This is a genomic window from Desemzia sp. FAM 23988 (genome assembly GCF_045528365.1).
Classification (GTDB): domain Bacteria; phylum Bacillota; class Bacilli; order Lactobacillales; family Carnobacteriaceae; genus Desemzia.
In genome coordinates, this window is sequence record NZ_JBGQQS010000002.1 from 176,205 (window position 1) to 188,625 (window position 12,421).

General features: G+C 37.7%; 11 protein-coding genes. 8 read left to right on the forward strand and 3 right to left on the reverse strand.

The annotated features are described in order from the left end of the window. Window positions 1-30: 30 nt before the first annotated feature. On the reverse strand, window positions 31-1,221 hold the full coding sequence (locus ACEN4L_RS02280) for a polysaccharide pyruvyl transferase family protein (RefSeq protein WP_407095727.1): 1,191 nt from the start codon (window positions 1,219-1,221) through the stop codon (window positions 31-33). A gap of 300 nt (window positions 1,222-1,521) precedes the next feature. On the opposite strand from ACEN4L_RS02280, the gene ACEN4L_RS02285 reads away from it, so the two are divergent. Together ACEN4L_RS02285 and trmB are read left to right on the forward strand one after the other, a co-directional pair. Further along, window positions 1,522-2,304 (forward strand): phosphotransferase family protein, encoded by a 783-nt coding sequence (locus ACEN4L_RS02285; protein ID WP_407095728.1) that lies wholly within the window; start codon window positions 1,522-1,524, stop codon window positions 2,302-2,304. Between the two features lie 127 nt (window positions 2,305-2,431). Next, window positions 2,432-3,073: a tRNA (guanosine(46)-N7)-methyltransferase TrmB gene (gene trmB, locus ACEN4L_RS02290; protein WP_407095729.1), complete on the forward strand. Its 642-nt coding sequence runs from the start codon at window positions 2,432-2,434 to the stop codon at window positions 3,071-3,073. 109 nt (window positions 3,074-3,182) lie between these two features. Here the strand turns inward: trmB and ACEN4L_RS02295 are convergent, their stop codons facing one another. Further along, complete coding sequence (locus ACEN4L_RS02295; protein WP_407095730.1) at window positions 3,183-3,521, reverse strand: PepSY domain-containing protein; 339 nt, start codon at window positions 3,519-3,521, stop codon at window positions 3,183-3,185. A 187-nt stretch (window positions 3,522-3,708) separates the two neighbouring features. On the opposite strand from ACEN4L_RS02295, the gene pepA reads away from it, so the two are divergent. The 6 genes from pepA (at window position 3,709) to ACEN4L_RS02325 (ending at window position 10,508) form a co-directional block, all read left to right on the forward strand. Then, window positions 3,709-4,788, forward strand: coding sequence for a glutamyl aminopeptidase (gene pepA / locus ACEN4L_RS02300; RefSeq protein WP_407095731.1), 1,080 nt, complete (start codon window positions 3,709-3,711; stop codon window positions 4,786-4,788). A gap of 18 nt (window positions 4,789-4,806) precedes the next feature. Further along, window positions 4,807-5,118: a thioredoxin family protein gene (locus ACEN4L_RS02305; RefSeq protein WP_407095732.1), complete on the forward strand. Its 312-nt coding sequence runs from the start codon at window positions 4,807-4,809 to the stop codon at window positions 5,116-5,118. A gap of 33 nt (window positions 5,119-5,151) precedes the next feature. Next, entirely contained in the window at window positions 5,152-5,619 is a 468-nt protein-coding gene (locus tag ACEN4L_RS02310; protein ID WP_407095733.1) for a universal stress protein, read from the forward strand. 5 nt (window positions 5,620-5,624) lie between these two features. Continuing rightward, window positions 5,625-6,233: a YtpR family tRNA-binding protein gene (ytpR, locus tag ACEN4L_RS02315; RefSeq protein ID WP_407095785.1), complete on the forward strand. Its 609-nt coding sequence runs from the start codon at window positions 5,625-5,627 to the stop codon at window positions 6,231-6,233. Between the two features lie 178 nt (window positions 6,234-6,411). After that, complete coding sequence (locus ACEN4L_RS02320; RefSeq protein WP_407095734.1) at window positions 6,412-9,615, forward strand: DNA translocase FtsK; 3,204 nt, start codon at window positions 6,412-6,414, stop codon at window positions 9,613-9,615. Between the two features lie 434 nt (window positions 9,616-10,049). Further along, window positions 10,050-10,508 (forward strand): DUF305 domain-containing protein, encoded by a 459-nt coding sequence (locus tag ACEN4L_RS02325; protein WP_407095735.1) that lies wholly within the window; start codon window positions 10,050-10,052, stop codon window positions 10,506-10,508. Between the two features lie 385 nt (window positions 10,509-10,893). Here the strand turns inward: ACEN4L_RS02325 and ACEN4L_RS02330 are convergent, their stop codons facing one another. Then, window positions 10,894-12,294, reverse strand: coding sequence for an FAD-binding oxidoreductase (locus ACEN4L_RS02330; protein ID WP_407095736.1), 1,401 nt, complete (start codon window positions 12,292-12,294; stop codon window positions 10,894-10,896). Between the last annotated feature and the right edge of the window lie 127 nt (window positions 12,295-12,421).

Consider the following 12,421-nt stretch of genomic DNA (forward strand, 5'->3'; position numbering starts at 1 on the left):
AAAAAAAGACACCCTGCAGGGGCTCAGAGATCACAACTCTAAGCTGCCTAAGGGTGTTTCTTCTTGTTCAAGTAAATCGTCGGTTAGAGCTGGAGCAACAGTGTTTACTAAAAGAGAATGACACTCGTTCTTTTGGGAGTCAATCAACTCTTTATTGTAACCAATTTGTTCAGCTTCAAATAATTTTTCTAAAACTTCTTTAAAATGAGAACCATATTGGAACACTCTGTCTGGCTGTTGAATATTTTCAAAAAAGAAATCTACTTTACTATCCCAAGTTATCGCAATGGTAGGGATATCCAAAGAGACAGCAATAATGTGACTGTGCAGACGGAAAGAAATGATACTGCGGTAGCTGGCTATGGTTTGAACTAACTCTATCGGCTTCAATGGACGCTTGGCGATAGCCGATTCATCATAGCCGCATAATTGGGCTATTTTAAGTGCTAACTCATAATCGTCAAAACTGCCATTGCAAAATAATTCCCAGCGTATATCCCTATCATTCAATGACGTAATGATATTTGAATACATTTTGATGACTTTGTCGTCTTTCTTACGGCTTTGGCTGATAACTCCTAGACCAATTACATTGCTTCCGCTTTTTTGGATATCAAAAGCTTCAGAGGCCCACAGAGCACAATCATGAGATTGAGCAGCTTGCAGATGGGTAGGAAGTAATCTCTCATTCATTTGATTCAAGTGATCCCGAGCACTGATAGAATCAATATTTTGATGATTCAGAGCATGTTGCAGCTGTTTTTGCAATAATACGCTGTTGACGCGCCCCATGCCGCATGCATTAAAAATGGTCGGTGTATCGTGTTTTGCTAAATACTTCATATGCCGATGGATAGGCAGACTAAAATAATCCATAAATAATTGACCACCTGCAAATACAGCTAAATCATACGGTTGGTCGCTGATTTCTTTGGTTTTTTTCGATCTTTTCCAGCGTCCATGAATATATAAGGCGTAAAGAAAAGTATTTCTGTTCAACACTCTATGGGCCCATTTAGAGATGAGGTATTTGCTTCGACCAATGAGCTTATCTTGTCCGTTGTATTCATTCATAAGATCTGATCGCCCGGATAAGTCAGAACGCACTAATTTTGAACTGGAAAAAGATTCTTTGATCAGATATTCAACAGATTGGCAAATGACTCCGTCACCTAAATTTTCTGAGAAATGCTCACCAATAACGAGGACTCTTTTCTTCATTTCTCATCATCCTTTCGGTCACTCAATAAGGGTGCTTAATTTAAAAAAAGAAGTATGAATTAATGATACAATAACAAAAGATAAACATTTTTGCACCTCATAAGTTTATTGCATAAAATGACTGAAAACTGTTACATCGTTAGAAGTTCTGTATTTTTGAATTTGTTGCTTGACTGATGGTAGTTTTGTATCTAAAATAGATAACGAAGAGTAGGATGGATGTCTGAGCTGATATCTGTCTTTTTTTGTCCAAAGGGTAAATAATTTGCTTTTTAATTTATAGCAAGGAATGATTTTGGTATGGACTTAGAATATAATTCTGGATGGAAGTTGCATCCAATCGGTGGTGACACTGGACAAGCTTATATGGGAACTAAGGCTGAGGAAAAGCTTTTTTTAAAGCGGAATTCTTCACCTTTTTTGGCTGCACTTTCTGTTGAAGGAATCACTCCAAGATTGATTTGGACGAAACGAATTGGTAATGGAGATGTTTTAACAGCCCAAGAGTGGTTGAATGGACGTACCTTGAAAAAAGATGAAATGTCATCTTTAGACGTGGCGCATTTGCTAAGTCGTATTCATAATTCTGAAAACTTAAGAAGAATGCTGACAAGAGTTGGAGGACAAGAAGTTAGACCAACTGATCTACTGAGTGATTACCAAACCGATCTTCCGTTAGATTTAAAAAAACATTCATTTTTAAGAGATGTATTTCATCAATTGTTGGATACCATGCCAGCAGTAGAATCCTCTAGCTTAAGAGTCTGTCACGGTGATGTGTATCGTAAAAACTGGTTATTATCAGATGAAAACCGACTGTACTTAGTGGACTGGGACTCTGCAATGCTGTGCGATCCAGCCAGAGATTTAGGAGTTTTGCTGTGCCAATACATTGAAAAAGATGATTGGAAATCCTGGTTATCTCATTATGGGATAGAGCTGACAGAAGAACTGACCGAAAAAATGGTATGGTATGCAGCAATGAATTATCTGATTCAAATTAAACAACACCATAAAAAAGCTCGATTCTATAAAATGAATCAAGACATTATTCGATTACAAGAGTTGGTTACGATCAACTGACTATATCTATTATTTGTTTTAGAACTTATATTGAAATCAATCATCGATCAGGGAGCCAAGACAATATGTCCTGCTCCCTTTTCCTTGAATTAAAAATGGAAGAACTGATAGAAGAGGAGAAAATGATATGCGTTTGAGAAATAAGCCAGAAGCACCTGAAAAAATTGCCGGCTATCCACAATTTATTCCTGAAAATCCAGAAGAATTGAAAGGGAACTGGTCATCACGTTTTGACAACAACCATCCTATCCATATTGAAGTAGGAACAGGAAAAGGCCGTTTTATTTATGAGATGGCTAAATTACATCCAGAAATCAATTACATCGGAATTGAACTTCAAGTGAGTGTGATTGTAACAGCATTGGACAAATTAATCGAAGCTGAATTGCCGAATCTTCAATTGCTTCATGTAAACGGTGGAGAGCTTACTCAATATTTTGAAGCAAATGAGATCGATCGAGTTTACTTGAATTTTTCAGATCCGTGGCCAAAGAATAAACACGAAAAAAGACGTTTGACCTATAAAACATTCCTTGCTGGTTATGAAGAAATTTTGGTGCCAAATGGAGAGATACACTTCAAAACAGACAACCAAGGCTTATTTGAATATTCATTAGCCAGTTTTTCACAGTATGGCATGATCCTAAAACAAGTCTGGTTGGATTTGCACAACAGCAACTTTGAAGGCAATGTAATGACTGAATACGAAGAGAAATTCTCCAATAAAGGAAACCGTATCTACAGAGTAGAAGCCCAATTCAGAGCTTAAAAAATTGCTCAAAAATGAAACAACCCAATTTTATACAAATTTCCTAGCTTAAAGTAAAAAAAATCAGCAGCAGAATATATTCTGCTGCTGATTTTTTAGTTCATTCTGATCAAAGACGATAAATATCTAAAATAGTACCTGTATAAGCATCGGCTAGAAATTCGTATTGCACTAAATCATTTTCTTCTATACGAGAAATACCGCCATAGTAAACTTTCGTTTTTAAAGCGAATTTTTGCATAGGAACTTTTGTGAGTTCGATCCACGAACCTTCAATAGGGCCTTCTTCTAAAAAAGCTTTTTTCACTCGTTTCAGAATTTTATCGCCATTCAAGGGTCTATTTTTTTTCACATAATTATTTAAGCAATACCCGCCGACTACTCCTGCGCCAAATAAAACACCGCCACATATGCTCAGAGTGGTTGTAAGGTTATTTTTACATGTCATACTCATACCTCCTGACTCTATTTTTCTACACATACAGTATAGCTTATTTCGAGTGAAAAAAGAAATTAGAGAGTTCTACCTTAAAATTAAAGGGAATATCAGTTATAATTAAATGGAAAGAGAAATCCCAACACATGAAAGGGGGAAGCGGCACAGTTTCTATTAGTAGATAATGTGACTGCACAGAATGGAACAAACTACATTTGATTTAATTAAGAAAATGACCGAGCTGCAAGGGACCAGTGGATTTGAACACCGCGTTCGTAAAGAACTGCGCAAAGAAATCACTCCTTATGTAGATGAGATCAAGCAAGACGGTTTAGGGGGGATTTTTGGAATCCGCAAAAGCAAAACCGAGGACGCTCCCAGAATTATGGTTGCAGCCCATATGGACGAAGTGGGTTTTATGATTGCCAATATTACTAAAGAAGGGTTATTCAGAGTTGTTCCTCTAGGCGGCTGGAATCCTTATGTTGTTTCAGCGCAACGATTTACTTTGCAAACAGCTAAAGGAGATTATCCTTGTGTATCTTCTTCTGTACCACCTCACTTACTAAGAGGTACAAATGGAAAAGGAAGCGCACCAGATGTAGCAGATATTTTATTTGATGCTGGATTTGATTCGAAAGAAGAAGCCGAATCTTATGGTGTTCGCCCGGGAGATGCTATTGTACCGTTTGCTGAAACCGTCAAAATGGCGAATGGGAAGAAAATTCTTTCTAAAGCTTGGGATAATCGTTATGGAACGACAGTGGTCATTGAGTTGTTAAAAGAATTAGCTGGAGAAGAATTACCGAATACGTTGATCGCTGGAGCAAATGTTCAAGAAGAAGTTGGTTTGCGTGGGACTAAAGGTGCGGTGCATATGTTAAAACCGGATCTATTCTTCGCTGTCGATTGTTCTGCAGCAGATGATTTAACAGGCGATAAAACTAAATTTGGTCATCTGGGAGAAGGCTTCTTACTACGCTTGCAAGATCCTGGTATGATCACGCTAAAAGGAATGCGTGAATTTTTATTGGATACGGCTGAAACACATAATATCCCATATCAATATTTTATTTCTAAAGGCGGTACAGATGCTGGAGCAGCCCAAGTGATGAATAATGGCGTTCCAAGTGCAGTTATCGGAGTATGTGCGCGTTACATCCATACGCATCAAACGGTGTTCCATATGGACGATTATGCAGCAGCAAAAGAGATGTTGATGCATATCGTTCGTACATTAGACCGTAGCACACTGGAAACGATTTTGAAAAATAACTAAGCGAAAAGAGCGAAGTAAATGAAAGTATTAACCACAATGGAAGAATTTAAAACGTTAACTGCGGAAGGCAAAACAATCTTTTTCTTTACTGCCGATTGGTGTGGAGATTGTTCTTTCATCAAACCAGTGATGCCCGAAATTGTTGAGCATCATCCTGAAATAACATTTGTCGAAGTCGATCGCGATCAATTTATCGATTTATGCGGTGAATTGTCTATTTTCGGTATTCCAAGTTTTGTAGCTTTCGAAAAAGGCGAAGAAATTGGTCGATTCGTGAATAAAGACCGTAAGACTCAAGAAGAGGTCGAAAAATTTATTTCCACACTTTAGATGTTAGATAGAAACTAATTTGGAGGGATTATCATGGCAAAAGATATTCAAGAATACAAAAGAATTATGGTCGCAGTGGACGGAAGTGCTTCAGCCGAGTATGCATACAAGAAAGCCGTTAAAATTGCTGTACGAAATCATAGTGATTTGGTGATTGCTCATGTCGTAGATACCCGAACATACAGTATGGGAATGCCTGCTTTATATACAGAAGGAATCATTACAGAATCGGATGACATGAAAGACCAACTGGCTGGTTATAAATCAGAAGCAGAAGCCCACGGTGTAACAAATGTTACTATTGAAATGGCTAAAGGACACCCAAGAACGTTATTAGCCGAGGATATTCCGAAGCGCTATGAAGTAGATTTGATCATCGTAGGTCAAACAGGTCTTAATGCAGTGGAACGTTGGATGATTGGTAGTGTGAGTGAACACATTTTGCGTACAGCACCATGTGATGTTTTAATTGTCAAAAATGAATTGGAAAATGAGGAATAAGAATGATTGTAAGTAGTTATAATAAGAATGGTGTTGGCGATACATTGATCGTCATGCTGAAAAACAGCGAAAAAGTAGAACAAAGCTTTGAAAGAAAAGATAACGTTGCTCGTATCTTTAACGAATCAACAAATGAAACAGTAGGATACAACTTTTTTGACGTTTCTGAAATCGTAAAAATTGCTGGTAATGGTCAAGTCGTTTTATCTGCTGAAGAAATTGATTCATTGAATCAAGCTTTATCAGCTGCTGGATTTGAAGATGCGTTAGAAGCGGATAGCCGACCTAAATTTGTTGTAGGGTATGTAAAAGAATGTGTTCCGCATCCTGACTCGGACCACTTGAATATCACTCAAACAGAAATCGACAACGGTGAAGTTGTGCAAATTGTCTGCGGTGCATCTAACATTGCTCAAGGACAAAAAGTAGTTGTTGCCAAAGTTGGTGCAATGATGCCCAATGGAATGGTCATTTGGGATGGAGAATTAAGAGGAGAACCTAGTCACGGAATGATTTGTTCGGCACGTGAATTGGAGCTTAAAAATGCTCCAAACGAAAAAGGTATCCTAGTATTGCCAGAAACGGCTGTTATAGGAGAAGTGTTTAAAGGCTAGAGACCTGTCGCTTCTAATCAAGAAAGAAGCTGCCTCAACATGAGACAGCTTCTTTTTTGTCTAAATAACGGAAATTATAAATGGTTTCATTTGATACATCTTCCAGGGAACGCTACTATCGGATATGGATTTGTGATAAAATGGCTTAGGTACCAATAAGAGGGGAGGAGACCAAATTATGGCCAAATACCAAGGTCCTGTCTTTCATAGACAACTTCAATCAGAGAGAAAAAAGCAAACAGCATCTCCTCATGAAGTCAAAATAAAACCAACACAATCCGATAAAAACGATGTCCCATTTTATAAACAACATGAAACTAAACAGTCAGAGGAACCACTGTTGTCCTCAAAAGGATTAAAGCATAAAGTAACGTCTTATCAAGAAGACCGCAGTTCAACTCCATTTAAAGTAAAACAAGTGCCGTCTCCTTTTTATGGTTATAAAGAAAGAAGAGAAGAGAAAAAAGAAAGCGTCAATTATGCTTTTATTTATGAGAACTTATCCAAACAACCAGCAGATTTTTTATTATTTGATGAGTATTCATCTGAATTAGGCGAAGAACAAGTCTTGAAGTCAGAAGATAGAACGGAAGAAACAGAGTTTTTGGAAGTGCTGGAACAACAGGAAAATCAGCAGCAAATGGATCACACCCCACAAAAAGTGATTGTTGAAACCGATAATCTTCCTGTTTTAGAGGATTTATATGAACCTATGAGTTCAAGTCAAAAAGAAACTGAAGAAGACTTAAATCAAGAGGTGAATGAAACTTCGAACATCCATGATGAAACAGCCCAAGAGACTGATTATCTGGTTCAAGAAAGGCAACCTGCAATCATTCTTCCGGAAGAAAGTGTTGGTTCTGCTGAAGTACTTGATGAAGCAGATGTTGACTCAATCGTGAAAGAAACTAAGAAACGCGGATTATCTCGTTCTCTAGCAGGTATGATTCGTGACGAACAAGACGAACGGTTAAACAAAGGAAGAAACATCGCGCGTTACTTTGGAGAAACAGAAGATGAACCTGCAGCACAAGCGGCCACCATTTCAGAGCTTTTGGCTAGAGCTAAGCAAGGTAAACAAGTAGAGGAACTAGAATCACTTTTCGAAGACGAACAGCCTTATATAGAGGCGACTACTGTTGAAGAAAATGAACTGATTTCAAAAGAGCCGTTCATAGTTGAAGCAGATTATACTGAAATAGAAGAATTGGCAGCAGAAGAAGCATCTCCATCAGCAGAATTATCGGAACTTGCAGATAGAACTCAACAAGAAGAGTCTTTAGATGAACCGGAAGAAATCATTGAAGCTGGTCCTCTTGTGGTGGAAGACACTGATTCAAATCATGAGACTCCAGTGACGGAAGAAGAGAATACCGTAGAAGAGCCTGTGGATAGTGAAGAAAAAATTCAAGAACAGGATGCTGCATTCGAAGAATTTTCGTCTCAGCCAGCAACCATTACGGAACTTTTGGCTAGGGCTATGCAAGGAGAAGAACAGTCAAATGAACTGGAAAAACTTTTAGAAGACACGGCTCCTAGACTGAAAAATGCGGTTCTCGTAGAGGAGGAGGCTGCTTCAGAAGCAGGTCAAGCAGCTAATATAGAAGTGATAGATGTCCATCCAACATTGATGAGTGATGTACTGGAAAATACTCCACCAGAGAAACAGGTTATTGATGAAGAATCTTTCATAAAAAGTGAAAAACCAGCTCTAAAAGACCCTATTTTAGAGGATGGGATGGCTTTGGATGAACAGATGGAACCTGAAACTATCTCTTTTGAAGAGGTCATTGAAGAAACAGGTGAATTCCCCGAGGAACCGGCAGAAACCGACATGTGGATTGATGATGAAGAAACTTCGGAAGAAATTCACGTAGAAGCAGTCAGTGAAATCAACGACACTCAAGAAGAAGAGGATTCTGAAGGATGGAAACCAGATGAGAGTTACAGTGCCGAAAAACAAGTATTGCATTACCAATATCCCTCTTTAGACCTTTTACAAGAACCTGTTACTTTTGAGCCTAATGCCATAGACGATTGGGTATTGGAACAAGCGGAAATTTTAAACGAGACACTAGAGGCATTTAATGTTGAAGCCCAAGTTGTCGGTTGGACGATTGGTCCTGCTATCACTCAATTTGAATTGCAATTGGGTCGAGGTGTCAAGGTAAATAAAATCACAAATCTATCTGATGACTTGAAATTGTCTTTAGCCGCTAAAGACATTCGAATCGAAGCACCTATACCAGGGAAAAGTACAGTTGGTGTAGAAATTCCGAACAAAAAATCTCGTCCTGTCATGATTGCAGAAGTAATCGGAAGCCAAACGTTCAAAAATAGCGAATCTCCGTTAACGATCGCAATGGGTGTGAATTTATCAGGTGAAGCAGTTGTCACAACACTGGATAAAATGCCTCATGGATTGATTGCTGGAGCTACTGGTTCAGGAAAAAGTGTATTTATCAATTCACTTTTAGTGAGTTTGTTGTACAAGGCCACTCCGAATGAAGTGAAATTAATATTAATTGACCCTAAAGCAGTAGAATTAGCTCCATATAATGATTTGCCGCATCTATTATCCCCAGTCATTTCAGAACCGAAAGCAGCTAATGAAGCTTTAAAATGGGCTGTAAATGAAATGGAAGAACGATACCAAAAATTAGCTGCCGGTGGAGTGCGAAATATTGACCACTTCAATAAAAAGGTAGCAGCCAGTGGCGATTTCGCCTTGAAAATACCTTATATTGTCATTATTATTGATGAGTTGGCTGATTTGATGATGGTTGCCAGCAATGAGGTCCAAGATTCTATTGCACGGATCACGCAAAAAGCACGAGCTGCTGGAATCCATTTGATAGTGGCTACCCAACGTCCTAGTGTGGATGTGGTAACAGGTACGATCAAAAACAATATTCCAACCAGAGTGGCATTTATGGTTTCCAGTCAAGTGGACTCACGTACCATTATCGATACAGGTGGAGCTGAAAAGCTTCTTGGAAGAGGAGACATGTTATTCCAAGGAAATGGAGTCAACCAGCCAACGCGAATTCAAGGGACCTATGTAGAAGAAGAAATAGAGGATATTGTTGATTTTATCAAAGAACAACAAGAACCAAACTATTTGTTCCAATCTGAATCTCTTCTAGCTAAAGCTGAAGCTTTGGAAGGGAAAGATGACTTATTTGACGAAGTACTGCCATTCATTATTGATGAAGGCACTGTTTCTGCCTCCTCATTGCAGCGCAAATTTAGAATTGGTTTCAACCGCGCGTCTAACTTGATCGATACATTGGAAAGTGAAAATTTGATTTCAGAAAATAAAGGTTCAAAACCCAGAGATGTCTTTTTAACACGCAGCGATTACGAAGAAAAGTTTTTATAATAGAAAAAGAGATTTTCTGATTGTATAGAAGATCTCTTTTTGATTTTGTTTGATAAGATTTATAGGATACATTAGACAGGAAAATTTTTTGTTTTTTATTTGGAACCTGAAATCATTTTGTGTTCCTAGGGGCATAGTGCTCATCAACTTATTTTATTGAAGTCTTTCAATAAGCTCTTTTTGATTCCGCAAAAATATTTAGGTCTATTTGGGTTACTCATAGAGGCATAGGTTGAGTGGTATGCATCATCAATTATCTTATTTTGCAATAAATTTCAGTTCATTTATAACTTGAGATTTGTGTCGCTTATTGATTGAAAAGAAAATTAAAGCTGATTATTTTACAAACAATAAATATAAATGTTAGTATATCGTATACGTTATTCGGACAATTACATAAACTTTGTTAGACATTTTTTATGGAGGGATTAAGTATGAAGAGTTATATTCGTTTTGGATTAATGATATTGACTTCGACAGTGTTCATGTACTTTTTGATGTTTTTTAATATCTTTGAGTTGGACCATTTTACTTTTAGTGAGACTCGTGTGTACATGGCTATAATGATGGGATCTGTAATGGCTGTAATTATGTTGTTGTTTATGTGGAATATGTATAAGAAAAAGAAATTAAATTACATTATATTAGGGATTTCTATTGTTACTTTCGGTCTTTCTTTCTGGCTAGTGAGAAGTCAAAGTACAGTAGACGATACTTCATGGATGAGAGCAATGATACCTCATCATTCGATTGCTATTTTAACCAGTGAACGGGCAAATATTTCAGATCCTCGTGCTCAACAATTAAGAGATGAAATTATTGAAACCCAAGAAAAAGAAATTGCAGAAATGAAGAAACTGATTGAAGATATTGAAGAAAACGGAGAAGAATAAAAAACAATATAGTTACAAAAAATTGGTTTAATCTAATTACTTATGTGTTAGAAAAGATAAAATCTGTTGATTTCTTTATAGCGAAATCAACAGATTTTATTTGCACAGCACTATTTATTATTTCATTCAAGTCCATTATCGAGAATGGAGCTAAAAAATTATTCCTAACTAAAGGATTTGAGAAATCACATAGTTCTTCTAACTAAAGACAAAAAATTACCAGCATTAGAGTTAAACGAAAAACAAGAGCACTAAATAAAAACTAGCACAAAAGACATGACCTAACGTATGGACTTGGTCATGCCTTTTCGTTTTCTTTTATATCAGCAAGCCTGCTTAATATCTTAAGATAGATGAAAGAATAACTGTTTTTAAAAATAAAAAATTAAAATACTTTTGTGGGGTTTAATCGATTATCAGGATCAAAGACAGCTTTGACTTTGCGCATCATATCAATGTTGATGTTGGCTGTCAGAGCAGCAAAATATTCTTTTTTTATGACTCCAATACCGTGTTCTGCGGAAGGTAATCCACCTAGTTCGCCAATTTTTGCATATAGTTTATGCAAAACCTCGTCTCGTTTGGTTTCCCATTCTGCTTGATCTTGAACTTCGCCTCGAGCCACACAAGTGTGAAGATTTCCATCTCCAGCATGACCAAAACTGATCATACTCAAGCCGCTTTCTGCTTCCAATTCTTTTGTGTATTGGTACAAAGTGGCCAGCTGATTGATCGGAACAACTTCGTCCAGTGTTACTTGTTCGGTATAATTCACAACTGCAGTCAGTAGTGTGTCTCGTAAGAACCAGGCTGTCTTTTCAGCAGCAGGATCTGTCAATGGCAATAGTTCTACTAAATGGTGTTGTTTAACAGTTTCTTCAAGCAAGACCATACGGCGTTCAATTGACTCGCTGCTGTCGCCATCTAAAGTCAGCAATAAAAAGGCTTGTCCGTTTTGAACAGGGAAGGGCAAGTTGTTTTCTTTTTCACTGATCGCGATTCCGTCTTTTTCGAAAAACTCCAATGCAGTAGGATCAACGCCATGTTTTAAAATGTCCAACACAGCCTTAGTTGCATCTTGTAAAGTTGAAAAAGCGACGATAGCTGACAAGCTGGCTTTTGGAACGGGAATTACTTTCAGCTTGATCAGAGTAGTAATACCAAGTGTTCCTTCAGAACCAATAAAGAGGTCTTTTAAATCATAGCCCGAACTGCTTTTGATGTTCAATGAACCCAAAGTCATTTCTTCACCAGAAGCTAAAACCACGTCTAGTTCTCTGACATAATCACGCGTAACACCGTATTTAACTGCACGCATTCCACCGGCGTTTGTGGCTACATTACCGCCAATAGAAGAATGTTTTGAACCTGGATCTGGTGGATAAAAGAAGCCTTTTTTCTCGATGAATTCTTGGATCTCGCCTAGTAAAACACCAGGTTCAACTGTTAACGTCATCGTTTCTTCATCCAAGCCGATGATCTTATTCATCAAATGAACATCAATGATCAGTTCACCTTTAACAGGTGCAGTAGCTCCAGACAAGCCAGTACCAGCACCGCGAGCAATGATCGGGATGTCGACATGATTAGCAAATTTGACCAATTGAATAACTTCTGATTTTGTCACTGGTAAAGCGACCGCATAAATAGCCCCTGTTTCTCCAGCGTATTCATCATAGATATAATCTTCGGGGATTGCTTCGCCCACAAAAAGACGATCAGTATCTGAAATGATTTTTGTTAGTTCGTTTAATTCATTTTCTGGTATAGAATGTAGTTTATTCAATGATTAAATCTCCTTTTAAATCCATATACACGATTTGAAAACCGTTGCATTTACTTTAGCACTCAGCCTTTGATCTGACAACTATTTTTCTAAACAAAAAAGCAACGGAAAAAATTTCCATTGCTTA